Genomic DNA, 25,564 nt, shown 5'->3' with positions numbered 1-25,564 from the left:
CTCCTAGCGGTTGGGATGCAGCAGCGAGAGAAGCGGCAAGGGCTGCTGCCTGCCCCTGCCGCGTGGGGATTCAGGCTTTCAACTGGCGCATGCCATCGGCCAGCAGCCAAAGCGCACGGTTGAGGCGGATGTTTTGGTCGATGCCCTGCACCGGGCGGGTTTGCTGGCGGCGTCCGTTGGCGCTGCGCCCACGCAGGCCGCCTTGGGTCAGGTTCTCTTGCGTGCGGTTGAACACGCTCCACAAGTCCGGGCGGCGGTCATCAAAGCGGCGCGGCATCAGGATTTGCGATTCCGTGATGGGCGCGGGCTTGTCCTCGTCGTACTTCAACGCCAGCGCAGCGCGGGCGAACACTTCCGATTCCCCGGCGTCCAGCGTGATTGCGCGCATGGCATCGCGCGATTCCTGCGCCCGGTCGAAGCCGTGCAGGACTTCGTAAGCGCCTTCGATGACCTGCGCCGCCACGTCGCCCTTGTGCGGCACGCGCACGTCGGCCACGGTGTCGCCGCAGACAAGGCCATTGCTGCAAACGAAGCGGAACATCCCGGCCAGCATCTGATAGCTGCTGGTGCCGTCATGGGAGTTCAGCAGGATGATTTCGTTGGCCTCGCGTCCGTTGATCTGGCTGGCATGGCGCAGCCGGATCATGTGCTTGGTGTAGTCGCGGCGGTCGTCGTGGCGCACGCGGGTCTGCGTCACCATGAAAGGCTCGAAGCCTTCTCCGCGCAGTTCTTGCAGCACGGTCGCGGTGGGGATGTAGCTGTACCGCTCGGAGCGGCTTTCGTGCGGGGCGTCCGCGAAGATGGACGGGGCCACGGCCCGGATTTGGTCGTCGGACAAGGGACGTTCCGAACGCAGCACCGGGGAACGGGAAGCGAATCGGGATGCGAGTTGCATTGCATTTCTCCTGACGAAAAGGGTTTGCTGTTCAAACCGCACACCGGATTCCAAGATTCGGAGCCCAGCCTTTCGGCTGTTCGGTGCGGTCGGCACGAGGAACCCGGTTGGCCCTGTTGCCACCGTCTTTCCTGAGTTCATCGCCCGCGGCCAAAGGAGCGCGCGGACGGGGGCCGTCAAGGAGACAAGCGCAGGGTTGGTGCGGCCCGCAGGCGCAGCCGAGGACACGGCCCTGCGCGCCTTGACGGCACGCGGGAGCGGGCTACGGTCGCGGGTAAGGTGATGAAGTCAGGGGAGACGGCTGGACAAGGCAACGGCCATCCCTGTGTGCCGACCGCACGCAAGCGAAGCGCGCAGGCCCGAAGCTGGAAGCCGGGCCGTAGGCGTCAGCCGAGCGGAGCGAGGGAACGATGGAAGCCCGTCAGGGGCGAGACGCCGCAGGCGGCTCGATGCGAAGCACGACAGCGCGACCGGCCATGTTTCTTGGCCGGGGACGCCCATGCAGTGGTGGAGATGCAGCGTGGATCTTCTGTGGTGGACAAGCAGCCTTTGCGGCATCGGTATTGCCGCGCCGGCGCAGCCGGGGCGGCGGTGTTGCAGGGGCGCCAAGCGAAGCGCGGCGGGGATGTGCCGAAGGCACTTCCCCTGGAGTGCAAGCACCAGCGCGCAGCGCCGTAGGCGCGAAGTCATCGGCACCAGGGCGCAGCAGAAAAAAAGGTGCGCCGCCCCGCAGGGCAGCGCACCGGATGGCACCAGGCGCGATCAGTTCGCAGTCATCGTCTGCAACTGCTCGATCACGCCGGGTTCGACGAAGACGCACGGCTGGTCGGCCGCGATCGGTACGTCGAACACCTGCGCGAAGGCTTCGCGCTTGAGGTGCGCCAGGCGGCCCGTCCGGTATGCCTGTTCGGGCTTCACGCGGCCACCGCCCGCCGGCGAGCCGCTGCGCTGCGGGTCGCACTCGACCAGCGCGACAAAGCCATCGTCGGACAGCTTCTGATGTTCGGGGCACAAGCCCCAGCCGGTTGCCGTGTGGCGCTCCATGCTCGCGCGCAGGCGGCGATCCAGCAGGACGCCGCCGGTGTCGAAGCGAGTACCGCAGACAAGGCAAACGTGTTGTTCAAGCGAAACGTGCGATTTGTCGTTCATGACGATCTCCGGTTGCACGGGCGGAATTGCCCGGAACCGTCGCCAGCACGGCGCAGCGCAAGCAGTCAGGGGTCGCAGACGGCCGCCAGGACGCAAGCGCGCAAGGCGCGTGCAGCCCTTGACGGCGAGAACGCCGTGATACGGTGAAGGGACACAGCAAGACCGCCCCCTCAACGCGACACTCACACCTGCCTTTGGCAAGTGCGCAGCACGCGCAGGCCCGCGAGGGCCGGAGCTGCGCCACCGGGCACAGCAAAAAGGGGGCCGAAGCCCCCTCGATCAGATCAAGCCACGTTTGGCGAAAGACGTGGTGGTGCCGCCCGCCACGATGATGTGATCCAACGTGCGAACGTCCACCAGCGCCAGCGCCTGCCGAAGCTGCGAGGTCAGTGCCCTGTCGGCCGCGCTCGGCTCGGGGTTCCCGCTCGGGTGATTGTGCGAAATGATGACCGCTGCCGCGTTGAGCCGCAGCGCCTCCTTGACCACTTCGCGCGGATGAACCTCCGCGCTGTCGATCGTGCCGCGGAACATCTCGGCATAGTCGATCAGCCGATGGCACGTATCGAGGAACAGCACCGCGAAGACTTCTTGCTCGAAGCCGGCCAGCTTGGCGCGCAAGTAATCCTTGACCGCCGCCGGCGAAGTGAACTCGTCACCGCGCTGCATCTTCTGGTCGATGACCTGGCGCGCGGCTTCGAGAATCTGGTCGGCCGATGCCTGACGGTAGCGCCCGCGCGAGTCACGCAGCATCAACGGGGAATCGAAGGAAGGAATGGACAGTTGCGACATGATCGTGCTCCGGTTGCTCGGGCGGAATTGCCCGGAACCGTCGCCAGCACGGCGCAGCGCAAGCCGTCACAGGGGCAAAGACGGCCACGGCCGCAAGCGTGCGAGCACGCGCAGCCCTTGACGGCGAGAACGCCGTGGTAGGGTGAAAGGGAACAGCAAGACCGCCTACACCCGCCCACTGCCCACCCCCGCCTTTGTGCAAGCGGAGTGCGCAGGCCCGCAAGGGCCGAAGGCGTCAGGGGTCAAAGCCGGACGGCCGCGATTCGGAACGAAGCGCGGGGCGCAGCCCGCGAACCCGACGGCGGCACGCCGAGACGCAAACAATGTAGTCAGCAGAAAATCAAAATGGTGCTGACCTTCTGTCGAAGTCAGTTCTCTTGATCTTCGGGATATGGCGCCTGAGGAATCGGCACCCAGCCATCACGGGTGATGCCCGCGCCGATGCGGATGTTCTTGCTTTCAGTTGCCGCCCAGTGCCCGCCCCGGTGCAATACAGCGCGAATCACCGACTTCCGCGGGTGATCCTCGTCCGCTTTGGCGGAGCTGCATATGGCATTCCAGTGGTGATTGTCAGGCATCGCGTCCAAGCGTGGCCCCAGCAATTGATCCAGAATTTCCGTCGAGACGTTGTGCCGACCTCCGTGGTGAGGCACTTGGAAGTATCGAATTCCGGGCAACGTCAGTCCCGCAAAGGGGGCATAGTCGATCACTTCCTGCAACGCTTCTCGTCCGGCATCACCAGTAAGCATAATGCGATGGCCGTTCAGCACAGCCGACTGCACCACACTCATTTCATTCTCCCTACTGGTGGGAGCAGGTGGAAAATACTCCTCGCCCCACAGGGACTTGATATAGGCCGTCGCGGCCTTTACTACCCGGAATAGGCTGCTCAGCGCACTATCCCTAGCGCTTTCCTCAACAGCTTCCGGTGTCTTCGATGAATCTGCGATCAGGTCAAGATAGCGGCCCAAAGTTGGTGCCATTACCATGAATGGGCCAATGCTTTGCCCCTGAAGAGGGGCATGGATAGAAACTCCCTTCTCCAGCGCAATATCCTCAAGAGCTGCCGAAGCATCGTAGATGGATCGCAACTTCCTTCTCAGGGCTTCAACTGACTCATAGTTCTCGAAGCGATCAATCAGTTGATCTGCGTATATCCATGGTCTGTTGATCCAGAGATTCTTGACTGTGCATTGCTCCAAGACCTTCCGCAGCCCATTGGCGTGGTCGCGGTCAGGGTGCGTGAGGATCACATGGTCGATGACAGTTGTTCCGTAATAGGTTTTCAGGTGCTCGACGATCTGATCTCCCGTATCCAGATATCCACCGTCAACGACGTGCACGCCCTCAGTGCCATCCACCGAATAGCGTAGCGTGATCGCATCCCCACTTTTCGCTGTTTCGACGCCTAAAAAATCAATCTCGAAGTAGTCAGCCATAAATCCCCCTCGTTTCCTGCCAAAAAAAGTGCCGGCGACTTTGTTCTTACCAGCGGTCAACCGCGCACGTGAGTCCTGTCGGAGTCCATACCAACGACACGGCGGGAAGGCCACCGGCATCCTCTGCGATGCTGCGCAATGTATTTCGGTCTATCCCCGAATGAGCCCCGCCTTTCGGGTGGCTGTGCCAGGTGCCAATGAAAGCGAGATACCCTAAAGAGGCCGCGTTTGCAGCGCGCAAACTTTGGACAAGCCCACTGGTTCCAAGGACAAAACGAGCGGCCTCGCGAACGCTGTCAGACGGTGCCTCAACAAGGCCCGCAATGGTGATGGTTCGATTTTCAAACGAGATACGGCCAACCAAGGCGCCTCCTGTTTCCACCGCACCCCAGTGCAGCGCATCAGCATCGATCGCGTGCGCCACAGGGTGCAGAATCCGAATGCTCCAGCCGCCATCGTCCACTACATCGAGCACAGTGGTCGGGCCAAGACTGGCGCGGCTCCATGCCATGCCAAGGCCTTCGGCGTCCGAGATACCAGCACAAAGCGTCGCTTCCTCCGGAAGCCCATCAACGAGCCAGCGTTCCAGTTGCACTCCAGCCAGTGATGCAGACCGCGAAACAACGGCATCTGACATTGGCATGGTCAGTGAGCGGCAGTTGTCCCCTACAAAAATGCGCGTCGGCTCAGACGTATCACCGGCAATCGACGCACGAAGTTCTGGCACAAACCGGCAGCACTCGAACAAGAATGCCGTGAGGTCATCAACCCGACCAGCGCGACTTGGCCCTTCAAGCAAAACCGCGACACAACGCCCCTGGCCATACATCACTACCCGTGTCAGTCGAGCTGGGGATTGGTCCAATGCTTTTGATTGCGTTTCTGCGGCCAGCACTTGAAGTGAAGCCGTCGTGTCCACGATAAGGGCAGCATCCTGCGGAACAGTTGTGGCGAATCGTTCCGGATCGACCAAGAGAGTCACAGCATCAGCGTCGAACGCGCGCGATTGAAGATGCGACAGTTCCTCAAAGACCGTCTTCATCAGCGCCGACTTCCGGGGTGGGACCAGCACCGATGCTCGCTCAATGAGTGCATGCCGAGCTGCGTTGTGAGGTGACATGGATTCGTTGTCAACGAAAGTCATTGAGCCGAAACCAGCCCGCCCGAGGTGCATCGCGATTTTTGATCCCACACTACCGCAGCCGAGGATGACCAGCGGCTGCGATGTGGCTGCTGACGGGATACCGGATGTCCTTGCCAGCAGTTCGGGAGACAACGCATGCGCGTGAAAGGCGGGGTGAACCGTGGCATTTCGCTCTAGGAGCGATTGAGCGTTGAGTTCATAGCGCACCACATAGGGCAATACCTCGACACTCCGGCCTGGTGATCCAACAAGCGGCGCTGGTCTTTGTACAGTCAGAATCACAATCGCGTACAAACCGTGAACCCAACCACGCGAGTCTTGTTGCATATCCAGAATCGAGCGCCCGTAATAACCCTCCAAGCTTTGGGCTAAAGCGTCACGATCGATACCAAGCTCCGCTGCTCGATCTAGCAGTGTCGTGAGATCGACAACCGTCTCCGGTTGATAGCGTTCGACTACATACGGGTGGCCATCGGTGATTGGTCCCCGCGCAATGAAGGTCGCGGTATGGCCATTCCCCCACTTTCCCAACTTGTCGTTGTGAACGCCTTGGGAAAACACAGGATCGACTTGTGCGCTCAGCTCGTCATCGATGATGGCGTATAGCCCGCCATCAATCGTCACGTAGCCCGCGGAAACCACCAAAACCGCGCCGTCAACGGGGGCGGCGGCCGCGACCTTTTCGGCACTGAAGACAACGGTCGAAGGACAACTGTCTCGCCGCGTCGGTTCCCACCCTTGCTCCAGGTCCAACAACGTTCCGGCAGCAGCCTTGTGCAGCCAATCAACCAACTGATCGACAATGGCGTCGAGACCAAACCGATGCAGCAGTTCGTTCAAAGATCCTTCGAACAGGCATGGCGAAACCAACTCGCCTTCGCGATGGGGGTTTATGTGTGGCAAGTTGAGTGGGAAGTCCGCACGCAAGAAGGGCTTGGGCGCGGATAGGGGCCAGTCACTGCCCAATACCAGCACGCATGTCTCGACGGCACGCACCCCGGTTTCGGAGACGCCGCTACGCCGAGACCTGTTTGGCAGTTGCACGGCAACATCGACCTCTATCTGCGTCGATGCACCGATTACCTTTGGTTCGCCAACGCGGGTCAAGCCCCGATGTCGCTGAAGTTGATGCAGTGCGTCTGCGATAGCGTCCGTCATGATGCCCCGTGCGGCATGGGAGTTCGCGCGGAGGTGATCACGGCGGCGGCCTTCGATCCAGCTTCCTTCTTCGAGGGGGGCTGCACACCTTGGGAAGTGACGGTGAAAACGAGGGGCTCCACAGATTTCTCGCTCGGGTACTCGCCCGTGCAGTAGAACTCACCTTTTGCTTCCTCCACGATTTCTACATATTCACGCTTTGCACGGATGCAGGGCGGATCGCTGTCATCATCTTTGATGGGCTTGCAACTTGCGACGATGACGGCGCCGTCACGGGTCTGTGAGAGCGCCTTTCTTGCATCTGCATCCAGTTTTGCTTTTTCTCCGCACTTCGACCAACTGTCATAGGACAAAGAGTGCCAAGAGCAATGATGAGGCGTCTGCATGATGTCGTACTCCAGCACCTCAGTCTCGGCCTCATGGCGCTGCCATTGGCGGTTCCAGATGAATACTTCAGCATCCCCGCCAGTAAGAAACTTCGCGCCATCTGGTGTCGCTGCATCGGCAGCTAATGTGAAGTTCAAGATCACACTGGACTGATTTTTGACCAGGCACTCTTCCTCTTCCTCATCGTCCTTGGCCTCCAAAGGTGCAAGAAGAAACGCAGAGAAGAATGCAGAACTCTTGCCGTTGATCGTAGAGAAGCGCGTATCGACCTTCCGCACGATGGAGGTGAGGTCATCGGTCTTTCCATTGATGTCCTCCCCCATGATCTGGATGCGATCACCGGACCCAACGGTGAAGTTTTTGTCTCGATTCAACTGAACACGTCGGCGCGCCTCGGTAGCCCACGCCTTCGCGTCATCACACAAGGTGAGGGTCTTGCTCGCACGGCGAAACACAATGGGAGACGACCACATCTCGCGAATGACGATCTTCTTGTCCTTGTCGTCCTTCTTGTCGTCCGGGTACTTATCCAACTCGCCCAAGTAGAAGTGACGAGTCAGCCCTCGGCAGTGGTCGTCGTCGGGGTGGCTCAGCAGGAAAGCATCAACATATGGTCTGCCGTTTTCATCCTTCTTCAGTCGATCACGCAGGTCCTTGGCGACATCACGCGCCTCCCCCTCTGGATCGTCGGCATCTTGTCGGATGTTTACGTCGATCAGCAGGGTGGTGGCATCAAGATCACCGAACTTGATGAGGGTCATGTCCCCGTTGTCAACGGGGAAAAAGGTGATGGTGGTGGGCACTTGGGGTCTCCGAGTAGACGACTGAGGAGTGATCGCGTATAGTTAATGTACGACTATTTTTTCGATCCGTCTACTTTTTAGGTGCTACTGATGCAAGAGCCCCCCGTTGCTACTGCCGAACCTGTTGAGCCCAAGGGGCTGAGCTGGGGGCTGGAGAGCAGACTTCAGTTCATCGATTTTCGGTTGCGCTGGGAGCGGCGCATCAATCGAATGGATCTCACTGAGCACTTCGGCATATCAGTGCCTCAAGCGTCACTTGACATTGCCAAGTACACAGAACTGGCACCGAACAATCTGACATACGACCGCAGCTCCAAGACCTACACGGCAGCGCCGAGTTTTCGTCCGCTTTACCAGCGAAGCTCTGCACAACGTTATCTGGCAGAACTGTTGGCAACCAAGATGGGGGTGGTTGAGTCAACTGCCAGCTTTATCGGCTCCGCGCCGGAGACAGATTGGGCTCCTTCCCCCTGGCGCACCATCGACGAGCAGACTGTCGAATTGGTGGTTCGTGCAATACGGCAGCAGGAAGCTATTCGAGTCAGTTACCAGTCCATGACGTCCTTGAACGAGTCAATTCGCCTGTTGTCGCCACACGCTCTTGGCTACGATGGCTTTCGTTGGCACGTGCGCGCGTTTTGCCACAAGCGCCAGCGTTTCAGCGATTTCGTCCTCGCTCGAATCCTTCGCATCGATGGTATAGAGCCGAGCCAAGTGGACTTCAGTCAGGATACGCATTGGCATACTGTGCTGACACTGATCCTTGCGCCACACCCCGACTTACCGGCGGCCAAGAAACGAGTGTTGGAGTTGGACTACGGCATGGAAGACGGGCAGGTCAAGCTTCCATGCCGTCAAGCATTCCTTTACTACACACTAAGACGTTTGGGCTTGCACACCAAGGAAGCACCAGATCCGCTCGCACAACAGATCGCGCTGAAAAATCGTGACGATATTCAACCCTACATCGATGCCCTTACGGCACAGGCTTGACTCCGTATGACAACAATTTTTGAACTGGTCAAGGACCCTTATGAGCGCAAGGCGCGGGTTGTTCCTGGGCTTCTTGTGGCCTTGCCGGTACTGGTTCCGTTGTTGTGCGTCTACGGAGCCAAGCATCCTGTGCTTACGAGTGTGATTGGCCTGCTTGGTGGCTGTGGGGCCATTTATGCGCTTGCGAGCGTTGCCCGTGGCCGCGGTAAGAAACTCGAAGAAACCTTAGTTGCCAAGTGGGGGGGCATGCCCACCACCATTGCACTGCGCCACCGCGACAGGTTTCTCGATGGTGTCAGCAAGCAGCGCTACCACACGGCGATCACTGCCAAACTTGGCATCGCGATGCCAACAGCGGAAGAAGAGTTGGCAGCCCCTGAACAGGCAGACGACACGTACATAGGGGCAACCAAACGACTTCGCGAACTCACGCGCTCGAACAAGCAGCTCTTGCTGAAGGAGAACATCGCGTATGGATTCCATCGCAACATGTTGGCGATGAAGCCCGTCGGTGTCGCGTCGTGTCTCGTGGGCATCCTTTACGGACTTTTGATCGCGAAGGTCCTACGGGTAGCACCGCCTCACTTCAACCCAATGAGTTTTGCTGATCCAGGGCTCGCAGCCGGCTTGACACTACTCATTTCCCTAGCGCTGCTTGCCGCTTGGCTGCTGTATTTCGATCAGGATTCTGTCAGGCGAATGGGCTTCGTCTATGCAGAACGCGGCGGTCTCAACTCCGAAGTGCAACACCCGCACCCGGGGTAATGTACGCAAATGGGATCGACATACACGCACTTGCAGCCTGAAGAGAGAATGACGCTGGCCTCGCTGCACCAGCAGGGCTGGAGCCTCAGGGCCATTGGCAAGCTGCAAGGGCGCAGCCCCAGCACCATCAGCCGCGAGCTGCGGCGCAATGCCTGCGAAGGCAGCTACGCCAGCGCAGTGGCCCAACGCCTGTGCACGCAGCGACGCATTGACTCCCGCCCCTTGCCCAAACTGCATGGCGATGGTTGTCTGTGGTACCTGGTGAGCACCATGCTCAGCTGGTTGTGGTCGCCTCAGCAAATTGCCCGCACACTCAAGCGCATGTACCCCAACGATTCGGCCATGCACGCCAGCCACGAGAGCATCTACACCGCCATCTATGCCTACCCGCGAGGGGAGTTGCGTCGCCAGCTCATCTCGCTCTTGCGCCAGGGCAAGAGTACGCGCCGCCCCCGGTCGGCGGGCCAGGACAGGCGCGGGCAGATTCCCGACATGGTCTCTATCCATGTGCGCCCGCCCGAGGTCAATGACCGCGTGATGCCGGGCCACTGGGAGGGCGACCTGATCAAGGGAGCGGGTAACAAGTCTGCTGTGGGCGTGTTGGTGGAGCGTTCGACCCGCCTGGTACTGCTGTGCAAGATGCCCGACGCTTCGGCCGAGAGTGCGCTTGCCGCGTTTACCAACAAGCTGCGCCAGATCGCCGAGCCCATGCGCCAGACGCTCACCTACGACCAAGGCAAGGAGATGGCGCGGCACAAGGAGCTCGCGGCGGCCACGGGCATGCGCGTGTACTTCTGCGATCCGCACAGCCCTTGGCAGAAGGGCAGCTGCGAAAACACCAATGGCTTGCTGCGCCAGATGCTGCCCAAGGGCACAGACTTGAGCGTGCATGACCAGGATGCGCTGGACTCCATGGCCGACTTGATGAACAACCGGCCCAGGCAGACGCTGGGCTGGGACTCGCCCTATCAGGCGTTCCAGAAATTCATGGCCGCCATCAACGAGAAAAACGCAGCTACCATTCATTGAATATCAACCAGTGGTGTTGCACTTCGGAGTTGAGACCGCCCGCCTATTCGAGTGCTTGCCATCTTTGTCTTCTTCGGCCCCTCGGAAAAAAGCGCAAAAAACAGCTATAGATTGAAATTCAGTATGGGAATGGTCACGCCTCTTGGCTGGTTGCCGCGTGATTGCGATGCAGGTCCGAAACCACCGCGATCAACCTGTTGATCGGTTCAGACAGTCGCTTGGGCAATACGCGGTGCTGGGTATGAGTTTTCAGGTCGGCGATCCAGCGAGGCGCAACCCATACATCTTCTTCGGGGTGGTTGTTGTCCACACCGTTGCAATACTTGTAGCCAACTAGCGCATCGGTGCGCGACAGCAGAACGCGCGCCATCGTCATGTGGAAGCGATGAGCCTGGAGATCAGCCGGACCTTTTGGCCGCGGAAGAGTCAGACGCAGGCATCGTTGGTCGTTGAATTCAGCCCAGTCGGGGCCAACCACTTGTCCGGCGCGTTCCAGCATCTTGCGCGACTGTTCGTTCTTGCCATTGACCAGGGCAACGGCGACCGTACCCTTCGAGTACTCCAGCTTTTCGGCCAGCGCGTTCATCCAGCGCACCAGCTTGTTTAGAGTGTTGTCGTCCGCAAACACCAGAAACTGGTGGCGCTGTTCATCGTCGAGAAATGCCGGTAGCTGCGCGTAGAGGGGGTACAGCAGATCATGCAGGTAGATGTAGGTCTGCCGGCGCCCTTGCTCATGACTCCGCGTGGTTGCGGTCAGCACCTTCTGCGCCCATTCTGGTGTGAGTTCTGCCAGCGTCATCTCAGTAATGTCGATGGAGATGAGGGGGAATCCGAGCGATTTTCCGATTAGCGCCTTGCGCCCATCAAAGGCATGCCCGAGTTCGATTTCGACGCCCCCCAGCACCATCGGCTCGGTCTGGACAGGCGGCCCGATCACGGCAACGTCGAGTCGGAATTTGCTGCCGAATGGTGTCTCCAGCGGGTGCTCGATCGCCACCCGATCGGCGCCGAGCAGCAAGTTGCCTTCCAGCGAATAGTCAGACGCATCCGCGTCCTTGAACGCCCAGGGCATTGCAAGTCCGGCGTTCAAGCGTCGGGCTAGTTCAGCCGCGACAAGTTCCTTCGCACGTCGGTGTTCAGCGCTTTCCTGCACTGTGCGCCACCGGCTGGCTTCTTCATCATCGAAGTGCGCTTTTGGGTTATAGGTGTGCTGGGCAGGAAGCATCCGGAAATGGGATCGCCGGCGCAGCTTCCCGCTTTCAAAGGATGGGCTGACCCATGTCACCATCTGCCGTGATGCGCCGGGAGATACCAGGGGCCAGAGCTTGCGCGCATGTTCCCGGCTGCGAACGTCGCGCGCGGCGATCGTGGTCTGAAAGATCCCTTTCCGAGAGAAGACAACGATCGCCTCGTCCATTCTTCTCTTTCCGTTATTGCGATACGGCGGCGACTTTCGTGGCGCCATCCAGCTTGCGGTGGATCAGCGACACCAGCGTCAGGATGTCCAGTGCGTCCTGCTCGGACATAGGCCAATTCGTCTTGGGTGCATGGGCCAGCGGATTGCGCACGGCGCCAAAGAGGCCGATCAGCAGGTTAGCAAAGCCTTTCTGCTCGCTCTTTTCGGACTCGGTGGTGAGCGATCCCAAGGTGAGAACGGGTTGCTGGCCTGCGAATGCCTTGCTCACTAGGTCGGCGCCATCGCCGTTCAGGCCCGACAGCAGGCGAATCCGCTCCGCAACACCTTTCGTTTCCTCGAACACGGCATGGAAGTAGTTTTCGTCCAGCAGCTCGGCACGGCAATAGTTCAGCACTTCCGCGTGGACGACGCGGCTTTCGAGCGCAGCCTTTAGTCGTCCAGCTCGGGCACGCGCGGCATCAAGCGTCGTGGCCTTGTCGGCGTGCCCAACCTTACCGTCTTCGCGCACGTAGAAGCCGGAGAAGGCCAGGACGACATTGAGTTCGTCGCGCCGCCAGGTGAACGTCGCGGGGTCGCGGGCGTAGTTCACCGGGTTCATCGCGCGATTGATGAACATGATGAGATGGTTCCCGATCTGATGCCGGTTCTGCGCGCCAGCCAACGCATTGAACAACCGCTTCCATTTGGTGATGCCGGGCGACGTGTCAGCAACCTCTATTTCTTGCAGCAGGCGCTCGATCTGCGTTCCGCTCAGGCCCCGCTCAGTATCTGCAAGCACACGGCAAGCGGCTTCAAGATTCTGTGAGCTGAAAGGGTCAATTCGCGTCGCCAATGCCTGTCTCCCTCGTCAGGCATCAGATGATGGCCTGCAAGCCCTTGTCTGCAATGACGTTGAGCAGCTTGAGGGCCGGACCGGCCGGGCGAGTCTCGCCTTGCTCCCATTTGCGCACCGTCGAGGCTGTGGTGTGCAGGTGAAGCGCGAACACCGGCTGGCTGAATTTCAAGGCTTCGCGCAGGCGTTTGATGTCGGCAGCACCGAACTCCCGCACCGGTGGCGGGCAGATCGCGTCGAACTTGCGCATCGTCACCTTGCTGATCGCGCCCACTTCGTGGAGCGCAGCCAGGTCGCCACGCAGCGATTCAATGATCTTGCTCACAATGCACCTCCAATAACACGCCGGTCTGCAATGCTTTCGACAGGGCTTCCGCGGACAGTTCCAAGAACACCTTGCCTGCGAATTGCAGCGCCTTCTTTTCGTCCTGCGTGATGTTCGCCTTGTCGTTCTTCGGGAACCCATACAGGAACACGTAGCGGCTGCCGATCCTGGCCGATACCAGCGTGCGGTAGCCGCCGCTCTTGCCTCCGCCGGGGCGGGCCACCCGCTTCTTGTAGAGGGAGCCGCCCAAGTCCGCGTCGATCAGACCGCTTTCCATCTCTTGAACCGCCTTGCACAACACGGCATCGGGCAGCTTCTCGCCCGACTGCCAGCGTGCAAAGTCCTTGCGCTTCAGGATGTCCGTCATTTCGACCTCCAAACTATACCCGAAACGGGCATACTTTTCCAGTCTCCGGTGTAGCACCTAGATAGAAGGGATGACCCGCCCGATTGTCGTGACGCCGGCACGACAATCGGAGCCGACGGGACGGGATGCCGGCCACCGGTCACGCGGGCATCCATGGCCGAAATCAACAGCGCATAGGCCGACCACGGCAGCGCGAAGACCTTGGCTAGGGCGTGTTAACACTAATGGCGACGGCGACGATTGCGCCAGAAAATCTCCGACATGGAGATCACGCCCGAACAATTCGCTACCATTGAACACTGCCTGCCCAGGCAGCGTGGCAACGTCAGCCTGAGCAATCTGCAGGTGGTCAATGCGATCCTTTATGTGGCCGAACATGGTTGCAAGTGGCGCGGACTGCCCAAACGCTTCGGCAACTGGCACACGATTTACACGCGCATGAATCGCTGGACCAAAGCTGGCGTCCTGCATCGCATGTTCGAGGAGTTGCAGCGTGCGCAAGTCGTGCGTATCAGGATCAAAGCCGTCTCGCTGGACTCCACAAGCATCAAGGTCCATCCCGACGGCACAGGGGCACTAAAACGGTCCGCAGTCCATCGGAAAGTCCCGAGGCGGATGGAACACCAAGATTCATATGGTTGCCGCGGATGCTCGAACGGCCGTGACGTTTTGCCTCTCGCCTGGGCAGGCACACGACGCACCCGAAGGCCGGCGCCTGCTCAGCAGTCTTGGGCCCGCCAGCAGGCCGGTGCATTTGTTGATGGACCGCGCCTACGAAGGCAACGAGACACGGCAGCTGGCACTGGATCTGGGTTTCATTCCGGTGGTGCCACCAATGAAGACGCGGATCGAACCGTGGGACTACGACCGCGAGATGTACAAGCGCCGCAATGAGGTGGAGCGGTTGTTCCGTCGACTCAAGGGCTATCGCCGTATCTTCTCGCGGTTCGAGAAACTCGACCTCATGTTCCTGGGCTTCATCAGCTTCGTGCTCGTCGCTGATGGACTGAGGATGTGTTAACAGGCCCTAGCTCGGCGAGGCCGAATTTCCCAGACTCTGTCTGGGAAATCGCGGAACGGGGATAGTCGGCCGGCAAGGCGGCGGGAGGTTTCCCCGCCACTGAAAGCGTCTTCTTGCTCATGCCGTGGCCTCCGCAGGGCGCCGCGCGCCCGTGATGGCCTGCCGCCGGCTGGCCACCAGCTCGGCCGCATCGCGCACCGGCTTATCCTCGGTGTGGACATAGTGCATGAACATCGCCACGGTCTTGTGGCCGGTGAGCTTCATGCCTACCTTGGTCGGCACGCCCGAATTGGCAATGTCGGTGGTCGAGCGATGGCGGATGCCGTGCGTGCCGACGTGCGGGACGCCGGCGGCCTTGAGCACCCGGCACCAACCGCCGTAGTGCTCGCCAAAGGTTAGGTGCTTGGTCGGGTCGTTGGGCGACGGCAGGACGTAGGGGCAGCCCTCCCGGCGCGGAGCCGTCGAAAACAGCCGATAGGCTTCCGCGCTCATGGGCTTTGAAAGGCCGCCGGTCTTGCTGTCGGGCCAGACCACACGCCGGTTCTCCAGATCGACCCAACCCCATTCGAGCATGCAGATTTCGGAGCGGCGTCCGGCGAACTCGAATTGCAGGCGGATCGCCAGCGGGATGACGTAGTTCTCCAGTCCTTCCGCCTCCAGCTTCGCCAACTGGCGGAAGATCAGCGCCAGCTCGTCGTCCACGATGAGCCGGGTTTCCTCGCCGGGCGGGTACATCGGGACGTGTCGGCACGGGTTCGTGCCATCCGGGCGGTAGCCCCACACTTCGGCCAGGTTGAACATCTTGCGCAGCACGCCGAAGGCGTTGTTCGCTTCGGCCGGCTTGTAGGCCAGCTTCTCCATCAGCCCGGCAATGTCGGGCCGCTTCACGTCCTGCACCTTCTTGCGGCCGATCAGCGGGACGATGCAGCGGTCGATGACCGCCTGATAGCCGCGCTGCGTGCTCGGCTTGTTGCGCTTCTTGGAGTAGTCCTCCATGAACTTCTTGCACAACGCTTCGACCGTGGGCGCCTTGCGCGCCTCGGCCTTGGCGCCACCGGGGTCGCCGCCCCGGCGAACCTCGGCCAGCCAGTCCTGCGCCATGACGCGGGCCTGCTCCACGGTCAGTTCCCCGAACAGGCCCAGCGAGGGCTTGCGGGGTTGCCCGGAGTTCGTGCGGTACTGGAGCATGAACACCCGGCGGCCCTTCGGGGTAATCTTGCACAGGAAGCCCGGCACCACGGTATCCCGTAGTTCGATGTCCTTGGCCTGGGGTTGCGCTGACTCTACGGCGGTCTTGGTGAGCTTGATCTTTGCCATGATGACTCCTTGGAACGACCCGGATTCCAAGAGCCAGATAGGAGCGGCGCGAGGGAAAACCGGGTCAAGTTTCAGAAAGCACCGGCATATGATGGACGCGCGTAAGTTCTTGATAAACCTGCTGTATCGAGCTGCGACGCAGTCCAGCGAAGTACCGGGCTGGAGTCATCGTCAAACAAAAAACCCCGACCGCATGGCCGGGGTTTTTTTGTGGCGACCGGGTGACGACACCCGGCGGTACCGCGATGTGCTTACTTGGAAGCGCCAGCGGCTGCATCGGCAGCGGCATCGGCAGCCTTCTTGGCGGCTTCGGCCGTGGCGTCGACAGCAGCGGCAGCGGCGTCCTTGGTGGCCTCGGCTGCGTCCTTGGCAGCGTCGGTAGCAGCGGCAGCGGCGTCCTTGGTGGCGTCCACGGCGGCGGCAGCAGCGTCCTTGGCAGCGTCGGCAGCTTCTGCTGCAGGAGCCGGAGCGGGAGCTTCCACGGGAGCAGGTGCGGGAGCGGGCTCTTCCTTCTTGCCGCAAGCGGCGAGGGCAGCAGCAGCGATCAGGGCAGCCAGAACAACGGAGTTCTTCATTTCAGTTTCCTATAGGAACAAGAGAGAGTCAGTAAAAGGCCGTGGCGCCCGCCTCTTGCAGCGGTGAGCCCGACATGGATGCAGGGCTTGATCAAAAGCAAACACCCGGCGATTAACCAACTACGAATTATAGAAATAATTCGTCAATAGTGGATAACACGCAGGAATCATTACCCTCGTTACAACACCCTGCGTCAGTCCATCAGAGCCCCAGGGTGGATGCCGGAAAGCCCGGCCCGCTCTTGCGCTCGAGCCACTCGTCGAGGGCTTCGCGCAGCAGGATGCGCCGCTCGGGCTCGCGGCCCGCCACGCCGTTGCAGCGCAGCGGGTCATGGCGCTGCAGCACCCACTGCGGCGACCAGATGGCGCTGGGCAGTTCCAGCGCGTCGGCAGCGCCCGCGCGGCGGCAGACGATGATGTGGTCCCAGCGCACGCGCCATTGCACGAAACGCGCATGGCGGCGCTGCAGCGGCGCATAGTCGGCCGCCAGCAGGGTCAGGCGCCGACCGGTGCGCGCCCATTGCTGCAGCGACTCGGCCACAGCACGCTCGCCCAGCGGCCAGTCGTGAAAATCCGCGTCGCTCAGCACCAGCTCGGGCCAGCCCTCGCGCACCGCGCAGGCCAGGGCGTCGCGCACCAGTTGCTGGAAGGCCTCGCGCCCCTCGAAGCGGCCGGTGGGCAGCGGCGGCATCACCGAAACTGCGTCGTCCATCTCAGGCGGCAGGGCCGGGGTGCAGCCAGCCCGCCTCGCACCATGAGGACAGCAGCTCGAGCGCATCGTCACTCGCGCGCGCCAGCGCTCGGGCGTCGAGCCGGCGCTCGTCGGCCAGGCGGCGCATGAGCGTGGCGTCGCGCCCGCTGGCGCGGTAGCTCTCGCCGTTGATGAAGACATGGCGTTCGTCGTACATCATGCGCGTGCGCCGATCGAGCACCACGCTCTCGAGCATCACCCGCCCCGCGGCGGGCTCGAACCAGACATTGGGCTTGGGTTCGGTCAGCGCCTCGCCCAGCGCGCATTCGAGCGCCTGGGGTTCGTCGAGCGCCATCTGCACGGCCTTGCGCGCAAAATCCTGCAGCGCGGCCGGAATCGCGCCGGGCCCGTCCACGGCGGGCTGCTGCGGGTCGCGGTAGATGGCGCCGTCGGCATCGGCCGCGGCCTCGGCCATGCGCTGCAGCACCTCGTGCGCGATCTGCGCGCCGTTGGGCGAGCGAAAGCCGATGGAATAGGTCATGCACTCGCCCTCGGCAATGCCGTCATGCGCCCAGCCCGGAGGCAGGTAGAGCATGTCGCCGGGCTCGAGCACGTACTCCTCCTCGGGCGCGAAGGCCGCGAGGATCTTGAGCGGCAGGCCGGGGCGCAGCGTCTTGTCCTTCTGCCGGCCAATGCGCCAGCGCCTGCGCCCATGGGCCTGCAGCAGGAACACGTCGTAGTTGTCGAAATGCGGGCCCACGCCGCCGCCATCGGTGGCGTAGCTGATCATCAGGTCGTCAAGGCGCGCCTCGGGCACGAAGCGAAACTGCTGCAGCAGTGCATGCACGGCATCGCTGTGCAGGTCCACGCCCTGCACCAGCGCCGTCCAGCGCGGCGTGGACAGGGACGGCAGGGATCGGCGTGCGAGCGGCCCGTGGCGCAGCACCCATTGCCCCTCGCGGTCCTGGATGAAGCGCGACTCCACGCCGTCGCGGCCGGCGAGCTCGAGCAGCTCGGCACGCGAGAGCAGCGGCTTGAAGCCCGGGATGGCCTGGCGCACCAGCAGGGGCTTCTTGTGCCAGTGGCGGCGCATGAATTGCGCCGGGCTCAGGCCCCCGAGCAGGGCCAAGGGTTGTTGTACGTCCATGGGGTGATGAGGGCCGCGGGCGCGGCAGGGCAGCGAACTGCGACAATTGTCCTATGGAAATTACCGAACAATGTGTGGTGGCCCTGACCTGGGTCCTGAAGGACACGCTGGGCGAGGAGCTCGACGTGCTCGACGATCCGGTCGAGTTTCTGGTCGGCGGCGACGATCTGCTCAGGCGCATCGAAGAGGCGCTGCAGGGCCATGGCGTGGGTGCCGAGCTGGCGCTGCACCTCGAGCCCGAGGACGCCTTTGGCGACTACCAGGACAAGCTGCTGTTCCTGGAGCCGCGCCATCTTTTCCCCGACGACCTCGAGGAAGGCATGACCTTCGACGGCACCGCCCTGCCCCAGGGCGTCAACCCCGAGGCGCCGCGGGACGGCCTCTACACCGTGGCGCAGATCTATCCCGAGCATGTGGTGCTCGACGGCAACCATCCGCTCGCGGGCATCGCCCTGCGCCTCACGCTCAAGGTGCATGGCGTGCGCGAGGCCACCGAGGAGGAGATCGACCGCGGCACGGCGGGTACGGGCTTTTTCCGCGTCCAGCCCCAGGCACCGGGCAGCGACCTGCTGCACTGAGAGACTGTGAACTCGGATCAGACGGCAAACCGCGTCCAGACTCGCGCCATGACACAGCCCTCCACGGAACCGGCCAGCAGCCGCGCCTATCGCGTCACCGGCGCCATTCTCGGGGCCATGTTTGTCGCCTCGGGCCTGTACGTGGCGCTCACCGCCTTTGACGCCCTGCCGCTCGTCGGGGCCGCAGTGTTGCTGGGCTTGGGCGGCAATCTGCTGTGGTCTGCCTGGCGCGGCCGCGCGTCCTGGCTCGGCAGGATCGGCCCGCTGCCATAGCACGGGCAGCGCGGGCAGCGCTCGCTCAATGCTTGCCGGTGGAGCCGTAGCCCCCCTCGCCGCGCTCGCTCGCGGGGAAGTCCGTCACCACGTTGAACTCGGCCTGCACCACGGGCACGATGACGAGCTGCGCCAGACGCTCCATGGGCTGGAGCGTGAAGGCCTGGTCGCTGCGGTTCCAGGCGCTGACCATGAGCTGGCCCTGGTAGTCGCTGTCGATCAGCCCCACGAGGTTGCCCAGCACGATGCCATGCTTGTGGCCCAGGCCCGAGCGCGGCAGGATCAGCGCCGCGTAGCCCGGATCCCGCAGGTAGATGGCAATGCCGGTGGGCACCAGCTGCCAGGCGTTGGGCGCGAGGTGCAGCGGCGCGTCGATGCAGGCGCGCAGGTCCAGCCCGGCGCTGCCGGGCGTGGCATAGGTGGGGAGCTGATCCGCCATGCGCGGATCGAGAATCTTGACGTCTAGCTTCATGGGAACGAGAGGGGTTGTGAATCAGCGGTCCTGGGAGGCCGCATGGCCGCGTCCTGCCTGGCCGCGTCGGGACTTCCATACGCCGTAGCCCACGCCGAACACCACCGCCATCCCGATGGCCATGGGCAGCAGCGCGGGCGCGAACCACATCAGCAGCACGAACGATGCCCAGAGCAGCAGCGGCCACTTGGCCGACAGCCGCAGGCGCACGGCGGGCCTTGGCTGCGATCCGGACTTGGCGGTGCCGCGTGCAGCGGCGGGCACGGGCCGGGTCACGGCCGGTGCAGCCTTGGCGGCGGCGGGAGACTGCGCGCCATGCGCTGCGCCGCGGCCCTGCAGCAGGCGCTCGACATAGCGGGCGTAGTCGCCATCGGGCGGCTCGCCATAGTCGCCGGCGGGAGGAAGGCTCATGGCGTAACGGCCTGCGCCAGGCGCCGCGCGATCTCGGCGACGAGTTGGCGGCCCAGCTCGGACTTGGACGCGCGCGGCAGCTCGCGGTGGCCCTGGGCGTCGACGAGCAGCAGCGCATTGTCGTCCTGGCCGAAGGTGGCCGGGCCGATGTTGCCCACCAGCAGCGGCACGCCCTTGCGCGCGCGCTTGGCCTGGGCGTGGGCGAGCAGGTTCTCGCTCTCGGCGGCAAAGCCCACGCAGTAGAGCCGACCGGAGCGCGCGCGCTCGGACTGCGCCACGGTGGCGAGGATGTCGGGGTTTTCGACAAAGGCCAGCTGCGGCGTCTGGCCCGAGCCGTCCTTCTTGATCTTGTGCTCGGCGCTGCTGGCTGGGCGCCAGTCGGCCACGGCCGCGGTAGCTATAAAAATAGTAGCTTCCCGCGCTTGCCCCTCAACCGCTGCAAGCATATTTTGCGCAGAACGCACGTCGATACGCCGCACGCCGCGCGGCGTCGCCAGATGCACGGGGCCGGCGACCAGCGTGACCTCGGCCCCGGCCGCATGGGCGGCGCGGGCAATGGCAAAGCCCATCTTGCCGGAGGACAGATTGGTGATGCCGCGCACCGGGTCTATGGCCTCAAAAGTGGGGCCGGCCGTGATCAGCACCTGCTGGCCGGCGAGCAGCTTGGGCGTGAAGAAGGTCTCGAGCTCCTCCAGGATCTCCTCGGCCTCGAGCATGCGCCCGTCGCCGGTCTCGCCGCAGGCCTGGGGGCCGTTGCCCACGCCGAGCACGGTGGCGCCATCCTGCGCGAGCTGCGCCAGGTTGCGCCGCGTGGCGGGATGCGCCCACATCTCGCGGTTCATGGCCGGGGCGACGAGCAGGGGCACGCGCTCGATGGGTCGCGCCAGGCACATCAGGCTCAGCAGCTCGTCGGCGCGCCCTTGCACCAGGCGCGCGATGAAGTCGGCGCTGCAGGGCGCGATGAGGATGGCGTCGGCCTCGCGGCTCAGGTTGATGTGGGCCATGTTGTTGGCCTCGCGCGCGTCCCACTGCGAGGCATAGACGGCGCGGCCCGAGAGCGCCTGCATGGTCACGGGCGTGATGAACTGCTCGGCCGCCTCCGTCATCACCACCTGGACGCTGGCGCCGGCCTTGGTGAGCAGGCGCGTGAGCTCGGCGCTCTTGTAGCAGGCCACGCCCCCCGACAGGCCCAGGACGATGTGTTTTCCGGCAAGTGCATTCATGGGCGCAATTTAGCAGACGGTGCGCGGGGGCAAGCGCTCGGCGGCCGGGTCGTGGCGGGCGCAGTTCTTATAATCGGCATTTCCCACCTCCCCTTACGACATGACCAAATTCGTCTTCGTCACCGGCGGTGTGGTGTCTTCCCTGGGCAAGGGAATCGCCTCAGCCTCCCTTGCCGCGATCCTCGAATCGCGGGGTCTCAAAGTCACCCTCATCAAGCTCGACCCGTACATCAACGTGGACCCGGGCACCATGTCGCCATTCCAGCATGGTGAGGTCTTCGTGACCGACGACGGCGCCGAAACCGACCTGGACCTGGGCCACTACGAACGCTTCATCGAGACGCGCATGAAGCAGGCCAACAACTTCACCACCGGCCGCATCTACCAGAGCGTGCTCGAAAAGGAGCGCCGCGGCGACTACCTGGGCAAGACCGTGCAGGTCATCCCGCATGTGACCAACGAGATCCAGGAGTTCATCAAGCGCGGCGCCGGCATTGGCACGAGCGACGCGGTCGACGTGGCCATCTGCGAGGTCGGCGGCACGGTGGGCGACATCGAGTCCCTGCCCTTCCTGGAGGCCGTGCGCCAGCTCTCGCTCAAGCTCGGGCCCAACAACTCGGCCTTTGTGCACCTGACCTACCTGCCCTGGATCGCCACGGCCGGCGAACTCAAGACCAAGCCCACGCAGCACACGGTGCAGAAGCTGCGCGAGATCGGCATCCAGCCCGACGCGCTCCTGTGCCGCGCCCAGCATGCCGTGCCGCAGGACGAGCAGGAAAAGATCTCGCTGTTCACCAACGTGCCCGAATGGGGCGTGATCAGCATGTGGGACGTGGACACCATCTACAAGGTGCCGCGCATGCTGCACGAGCAGGGGCTCGATGGCCTGATCTGCGACAAGCTGCGCCTGAACACGCCGCCCGCCAACCTGAAGCGCTGGGACGCGCTGGTGCACGAGACCGAGCACCCGCAGGGCGAGGTCAAGATCGCCATGGTGGGCAAGTATGTGGAGCTCTCGGACGCCTACAAGTCCGTCAACGAGGCGCTCAAGCACGCGGGCATGCAAAGCCATGTGCGCGTGAAGATCACCCACGTGGATTCGGAAACCATCACCGACGACAACGCGGCGCAGCAGCTCGGTGCCTACGACGCCATCCTGGTGCCGGGCGGATTCGGCTCGCGCGGCGTGGAGGGCAAGATCTCCACGGCGCGCTATGCACGCGAGCACAAGGTGCCGTATCTCGGCATCTGCCTGGGCATGCAGGTGGCGACCATCGAGTACGCGCGCCATGTCGCGGGCCTGAAGGACGCCAACTCCACCGAGTTCGACCCCGCCACGCCCCACCCGGTAATTGCGCTCATCACCGAGTGGAAGGACGAGGACGGCACGATCAAGACGCGCGACGAGAACTCCGACCTGGGCGGCACCATGCGCCTGGGCGCGCAGAGCTCCGACGTGGAAAAGGGCACGCTCGCACACAGCATCTACGGCGACGTCGTGACCGAGCGTCACCGCCACCGCTACGAGGCCAACGTGCAGTACCTGGATCAGCTGCGCAAGGCGGGCCTGGTGATCTCCGCGCTCACGCAGCGCGAGCATCTGACCGAGATCGTCGAGCTGCCGCAGTCGGTCCATCCCTGGTTCATCGGCGTGCAGTTCCACCCCGAGTTCAAGTCCACCCCCTGGGATGGACACCCGCTGTTCAACGCCTTCGTGAAGGCGGCGATCGCCCACCAGAAAAAGGCCTGAGCCATGCAACTGTGCGGTTTTGATGTCGGCCTGGAGCAGCCCTTCTTCCTCATCGCGGGCACCTGCTCCATCGAGGGCCTGCAGATGTCGCTGGATGTCGCCGGCCGCCTCAAGGAAGACTGCGCCGCCCTGGGCGTGCCGCTGATCTACAAGGGCAGCTTCGACAAGGCCAACCGCTCGTCCGGCACAAGCCGGCGCGGCGTGGGCATGGAGGCGGGATTGAAGATCCTCGACGAGGTGCGCCGCCAGCTCGGCCTGCCCATCCTGACCGACGTGCACGAGGCCGGCCAGGTGGCCGAGGTCGCGAGCGTGGTCGATGTGCTGCAGACGCCGGCCTTTCTGTGCCGCCAGACCGACTTCATCCGCGCCGTGGCGCAGTCGGGCAAGCCGGTGAACATCAAGAAGGGCCAGTTCCTCGCGCCCTGGGACATGAAGAACGTCATCGACAAGGCGCGCGCGGCCGCCGCCGAGGTGGGCCTGTCCGAGGACCGTTTCCTGGCCTGCGAGCGCGGCGTGAGCTTTGGCTACAACAACCTCGTGGCCGACATGACCAGCCTGGCCGAGATGCGCAACTCCGGCGCGCCGGTCGTGTTCGACGTGACGCATTCGGTGCAAAAGCCCGGCGGCATGGGTGCCGTGAGCGGCGGCGCGCGCGAGATGGTGCCGGTGCTGGCACGCGCGGGCGTGGCCGTGGGCGTGGCGGGCCTGTTCATGGAAGTGCACCCCAGGCCCGCCGAGGCCTGGTCCGACGGCCCCAACGCCGTGCCGCTGCACCACATGCGCGCGCTGCTCGAATCCCTGGTCGCCATCGACACCGTGACCAAGAAGAACGGCTTTCTGGAAAACGACTTCACGGCCTGATACCTATTGTTTCAATAGCTGCTTGCGCTTGACTGAAGCGCGCTAGAGGCGAATTTGACCCTTCATCCATCCGATTTCAAGCAACCCTGAGGAAACACCATGAGTGCCATCGTTGACATCGTAGGCCGCGAAGTGCTGGACAGCCGCGGCAACCCCACCGTCGAGTGCGACGTGCTGCTCGAATCGGGCGTGATGGGCCGCGCGGCCGTGCCCAGCGGCGCCTCCACCGGCTCGCGCGAGGCCATCGAGCTGCGCGACGGCGACAAGGGCCGCTACCTGGGCAAGGGCGTCCTGAAGGCCGTGGAGCACATCAACACCGAGATCTCCGAGGCCGTGCTGGGCCTCGATGCCTCCGAGCAGGCCTTCCTCGACAAGACCCTGATCGACCTGGACGGCACGGACAACAAGAGCCGCCTGGGCGCCAACGCCATGCTGGCCGTCTCCATGGCCGTGGCCCGCGCCGCCGCCGAGGAAGCCGGGCTGCCGCTGTACCGCTACTTCGGCGGCATGAACGGCTGCCAGCTGCCCGTGCCGATGATGAACGTCATCAACGGCGGCGCGCACGCCAACAACACGCTCGATCTGCAGGAATTCATGATCATCCCCGTGGGTGCGCCGAGCTTCCGCGAGGCCCTGCGCTGGGGCGCCGAGGTGTTCCACGCCCTCAAGAAGATCATCAACGACCGCGGCATGAGCACGGCCGTGGGCGACGAGGGTGGTTTTGCGCCTTCCGTGGAGAACCACGAGGCGGCCATCCAGCTGATTCTGGAGGCCATCGACAAGGCCGGCTACACGGCCGGCGAGCAGATCGTGCTGGGCCTCGATTGCGCCGCGAGCGAGTTCTACAAGGACGGCAAGTACGTGCTCGAGGGCGAGGGCGGATTGCAACTCACGGCCCAGCAGTGGACCGACATGCTGGCCACCTGGGTGGACAAATACCCCATCATCAGCATCGAGGACGGCATGGCCGAGGGCGACTGGGACGGCTGGAAGCTGCTCACCGAGCGCCTGGGTCAGAAGGTCCAGCTCGTGGGCGACGACCTGTTCGTGACCAACACCAAGATCCTCAAGGAAGGCATCGACAAGGGCATCGCCAACTCCATCCTCATCAAGATCAACCAGATCGGCACGCTGAGCGAGACCTTTGCCGCCATCGAGATGGCCAAGCGCGCGGGCTACACCGCCGTGATCAGCCACCGCTCGGGCGAGACCGAGGACAGCACGATTGCCGACATCGCCGTGGGCCTGAACGCCGGCCAGATCAAGACGGGCTCGCTCTCGCGCTCGGACCGCATCGCCAAGTACAACCAGCTGCTGCGCATTGAAGAGGACCTGGGCGACATTGCCGAGTACCCTGGCCGCGCCGCGTTCTACAACCTGCGCTAAGCCCAGACGCAGCGCCGCGCCACCATGGTCACACGCCTCATCCCGCTGGTATTGCTGGCGCTGCTCGTGGGCATCCACGTGCAGCTGTGGTCGGGGCGCGGCAGCATAGGGCGCGTGCAGGAGCTGCGCCAGCAGATCGCCGCCCAGCATGCCGAGAACGCCCAGGCACGCCTGGCCAACGAACATCTGGCCGCCGAGGTCAATGACCTCAAGGACGGCCTGGAGATGGTCGAGGAAAAGGCGCGCAGCGAGCTCGGCATGGTGCGCCAGGGCGAGATCTTTGTGCAGGTGGTGCGCACCCCGCAGCGCTAGCCATTGCAAGTCAAAAGAGCTCCCAACGCTTGATGGATAAGCGCTGGCAGCTCTT

26 protein-coding genes and 1 pseudogene are annotated in these 25,564 nt (G+C 63.1%); 10 read left to right on the top strand and 17 right to left on the bottom strand.

Going from position 1 to position 25,564, the window contains the following annotated elements; all coding sequences use genetic code 11:
* Nucleotides 1-70 precede the first annotated feature (70 nt).
* From ABUE11_RS04315 to ABUE11_RS04290, 6 genes are all read right to left on the bottom strand, one after another.
* Nucleotides 71-895, bottom strand: a complete 825-nt coding sequence (locus ABUE11_RS04315) for a DUF932 domain-containing protein (protein ID WP_367067846.1) — start codon at nt 893-895, stop codon at nt 71-73.
* Nucleotides 896-1,657: 762 nt separating this feature from the next.
* Complete coding sequence (locus ABUE11_RS04310; RefSeq protein WP_367067845.1) at nt 1,658-2,044, bottom strand: ATPase; 387 nt, start codon at nt 2,042-2,044, stop codon at nt 1,658-1,660.
* A 279-nt stretch (nt 2,045-2,323) separates the two neighbouring features.
* The gene (radC, locus tag ABUE11_RS04305) at nt 2,324-2,833 is read right to left on the bottom strand and encodes a DNA repair protein RadC (RefSeq protein ID WP_367067844.1); all 510 of its coding nucleotides are present in this window, start codon (nt 2,831-2,833) and stop codon (nt 2,324-2,326) included.
* A gap of 368 nt (nt 2,834-3,201) precedes the next feature.
* Complete coding sequence (locus tag ABUE11_RS04300) at nt 3,202-4,272, bottom strand: competence protein ComEC (protein WP_367067843.1); 1,071 nt, start codon at nt 4,270-4,272, stop codon at nt 3,202-3,204.
* Nucleotides 4,273-4,318: 46 nt separating this feature from the next.
* On the bottom strand, nt 4,319-6,574 hold the full coding sequence (locus ABUE11_RS04295) for a ThiF family adenylyltransferase (RefSeq protein ID WP_367067842.1): 2,256 nt from the start codon (nt 6,572-6,574) through the stop codon (nt 4,319-4,321).
* Complete coding sequence (locus ABUE11_RS04290) at nt 6,571-7,764, bottom strand: metallohydrolase (RefSeq protein ID WP_367067841.1); 1,194 nt, start codon at nt 7,762-7,764, stop codon at nt 6,571-6,573. The genes ABUE11_RS04295 and ABUE11_RS04290 overlap by 4 nt, the downstream gene beginning before the upstream one ends.
* 90 nt (nt 7,765-7,854) lie before the next feature.
* On the opposite strand from ABUE11_RS04290, the gene ABUE11_RS04285 reads away from it, so the two are divergent.
* The 3 genes from ABUE11_RS04285 to ABUE11_RS04275 are packed head-to-tail and all read left to right on the top strand — an operon-like array spanning nt 7,855 to nt 10,551.
* Complete coding sequence (locus tag ABUE11_RS04285) at nt 7,855-8,757, top strand: YafY family protein (protein ID WP_058172877.1); 903 nt, start codon at nt 7,855-7,857, stop codon at nt 8,755-8,757.
* Between the two features lie 6 nt (nt 8,758-8,763).
* Nucleotides 8,764-9,522 (top strand): hypothetical protein, encoded by a 759-nt coding sequence (locus tag ABUE11_RS04280; RefSeq protein ID WP_367067840.1) that lies wholly within the window; start codon nt 8,764-8,766, stop codon nt 9,520-9,522.
* Between the two features lie 9 nt (nt 9,523-9,531).
* On the top strand, nt 9,532-10,551 hold the full coding sequence (locus ABUE11_RS04275) for an IS30 family transposase (protein ID WP_367066235.1): 1,020 nt from the start codon (nt 9,532-9,534) through the stop codon (nt 10,549-10,551).
* 133 nt (nt 10,552-10,684) lie between these two features.
* Here the strand turns inward: ABUE11_RS04275 and ABUE11_RS04270 are convergent, their stop codons facing one another.
* The 4 genes from ABUE11_RS04270 to ABUE11_RS04255 are packed head-to-tail and all read right to left on the bottom strand — an operon-like array spanning nt 10,685 to nt 13,492.
* Nucleotides 10,685-11,968 (bottom strand): hypothetical protein, encoded by a 1,284-nt coding sequence (locus tag ABUE11_RS04270; protein ID WP_367067839.1) that lies wholly within the window; start codon nt 11,966-11,968, stop codon nt 10,685-10,687.
* Between the two features lie 13 nt (nt 11,969-11,981).
* Entirely contained in the window at nt 11,982-12,800 is an 819-nt protein-coding gene (locus tag ABUE11_RS04265) for a TIGR02391 family protein (protein ID WP_367067838.1), read from the bottom strand.
* A 22-nt stretch (nt 12,801-12,822) separates the two neighbouring features.
* Nucleotides 12,823-13,125 (bottom strand): DNA-binding transcriptional regulator, encoded by a 303-nt coding sequence (locus ABUE11_RS04260; RefSeq protein ID WP_005304626.1) that lies wholly within the window; start codon nt 13,123-13,125, stop codon nt 12,823-12,825.
* Nucleotides 13,109-13,492 carry a type II toxin-antitoxin system RelE/ParE family toxin gene (locus ABUE11_RS04255; protein WP_367067837.1) on the bottom strand — a complete coding sequence of 128 codons (384 nt, stop codon included), beginning with the start codon at nt 13,490-13,492 and terminating at the stop codon, nt 13,109-13,111. The genes ABUE11_RS04260 and ABUE11_RS04255 overlap by 17 nt, the downstream gene beginning before the upstream one ends.
* A gap of 261 nt (nt 13,493-13,753) precedes the next feature.
* Between ABUE11_RS04255 and ABUE11_RS04250 the strand changes: the two are divergent.
* Nucleotides 13,754-14,513: pseudogene (locus ABUE11_RS04250) on the top strand (IS5 family transposase).
* A gap of 117 nt (nt 14,514-14,630) precedes the next feature.
* On the opposite strand, the gene ABUE11_RS04245 reads toward ABUE11_RS04250, so the two are convergent.
* The 4 genes from ABUE11_RS04245 to ABUE11_RS04230 all read right to left on the bottom strand — a co-directional run bounded on the left by ABUE11_RS04245 (nt 14,631) and on the right by ABUE11_RS04230 (nt 18,243).
* A complete protein-coding gene (locus tag ABUE11_RS04245) occupies nt 14,631-15,830 on the bottom strand; it encodes a site-specific integrase (protein ID WP_050157710.1) in 1,200 nt (399 codons plus the stop codon).
* Nucleotides 15,831-16,081: 251 nt separating this feature from the next.
* Nucleotides 16,082-16,405 (bottom strand): hypothetical protein, encoded by a 324-nt coding sequence (locus ABUE11_RS04240; protein ID WP_367067836.1) that lies wholly within the window; start codon nt 16,403-16,405, stop codon nt 16,082-16,084.
* A 202-nt stretch (nt 16,406-16,607) separates the two neighbouring features.
* Entirely contained in the window at nt 16,608-17,117 is a 510-nt protein-coding gene (locus ABUE11_RS04235) for a hypothetical protein (protein ID WP_367067835.1), read from the bottom strand.
* Between the two features lies 1 nt (nt 17,118).
* On the bottom strand, nt 17,119-18,243 hold the full coding sequence (locus ABUE11_RS04230; protein WP_367067834.1) for a cupin domain-containing protein: 1,125 nt from the start codon (nt 18,241-18,243) through the stop codon (nt 17,119-17,121).
* 53 nt (nt 18,244-18,296) lie between these two features.
* Here ABUE11_RS04230 and ABUE11_RS04225 point away from each other — a divergent pair, with 53 nt between their 5' ends.
* Nucleotides 18,297-18,821, top strand: a complete 525-nt coding sequence (locus tag ABUE11_RS04225) for a peptidylprolyl isomerase (protein ID WP_367067833.1) — start codon at nt 18,297-18,299, stop codon at nt 18,819-18,821.
* 48 nt (nt 18,822-18,869) lie between these two features.
* Nucleotides 18,870-19,094 (top strand): hypothetical protein, encoded by a 225-nt coding sequence (locus ABUE11_RS04220; protein WP_367067832.1) that lies wholly within the window; start codon nt 18,870-18,872, stop codon nt 19,092-19,094.
* Nucleotides 19,095-19,119: 25 nt separating this feature from the next.
* Here the strand turns inward: ABUE11_RS04220 and dut are convergent, their stop codons facing one another.
* From dut to coaBC, 3 genes are read right to left on the bottom strand one after another with little or no spacing between them, the layout of a single operon-like run.
* Complete coding sequence (dut, locus tag ABUE11_RS04215; RefSeq protein WP_367067831.1) at nt 19,120-19,566, bottom strand: dUTP diphosphatase; 447 nt, start codon at nt 19,564-19,566, stop codon at nt 19,120-19,122.
* A gap of 21 nt (nt 19,567-19,587) precedes the next feature.
* Complete coding sequence (locus tag ABUE11_RS04210; protein ID WP_367067830.1) at nt 19,588-19,977, bottom strand: hypothetical protein; 390 nt, start codon at nt 19,975-19,977, stop codon at nt 19,588-19,590.
* Entirely contained in the window at nt 19,974-21,200 is a 1,227-nt protein-coding gene (gene coaBC / locus ABUE11_RS04205; RefSeq protein ID WP_367067829.1) for a bifunctional phosphopantothenoylcysteine decarboxylase/phosphopantothenate--cysteine ligase CoaBC, read from the bottom strand. Before coaBC ends, ABUE11_RS04210 begins: the two co-directional genes overlap by 4 nt.
* Before the next feature lie 100 nt (nt 21,201-21,300).
* On the opposite strand from coaBC, the gene ABUE11_RS04200 reads away from it, so the two are divergent.
* The 4 genes from ABUE11_RS04200 to ftsB all read left to right on the top strand — a co-directional run bounded on the left by ABUE11_RS04200 (nt 21,301) and on the right by ftsB (nt 25,509).
* Nucleotides 21,301-22,950, top strand: coding sequence for a CTP synthase (locus ABUE11_RS04200; protein ID WP_367067828.1), 1,650 nt, complete (start codon nt 21,301-21,303; stop codon nt 22,948-22,950).
* Nucleotides 22,951-22,953: 3 nt separating this feature from the next.
* A complete protein-coding gene (gene kdsA, locus ABUE11_RS04195) occupies nt 22,954-23,811 on the top strand; it encodes a 3-deoxy-8-phosphooctulonate synthase (RefSeq protein ID WP_367067827.1) in 858 nt (285 codons plus the stop codon).
* 99 nt (nt 23,812-23,910) lie between these two features.
* Nucleotides 23,911-25,197, top strand: coding sequence for a phosphopyruvate hydratase (gene eno, locus ABUE11_RS04190; RefSeq protein WP_367067826.1), 1,287 nt, complete (start codon nt 23,911-23,913; stop codon nt 25,195-25,197).
* Between the two features lie 24 nt (nt 25,198-25,221).
* Nucleotides 25,222-25,509, top strand: a complete 288-nt coding sequence (gene ftsB, locus ABUE11_RS04185) for a cell division protein FtsB (protein ID WP_367067825.1) — start codon at nt 25,222-25,224, stop codon at nt 25,507-25,509.
* Nucleotides 25,510-25,564: the final 55 nt, after the last annotated feature.

This window comes from Oryzisolibacter sp. LB2S, from assembly GCF_040732315.1.
Taxonomy (GTDB): Bacteria; Pseudomonadota; Gammaproteobacteria; order Burkholderiales; family Burkholderiaceae_C; genus Alicycliphilus; species Alicycliphilus soli.
The sequence above is the reverse complement of the archived record's forward strand: the minus strand, read 5'-3'. Positions and strand labels throughout refer to the sequence as shown.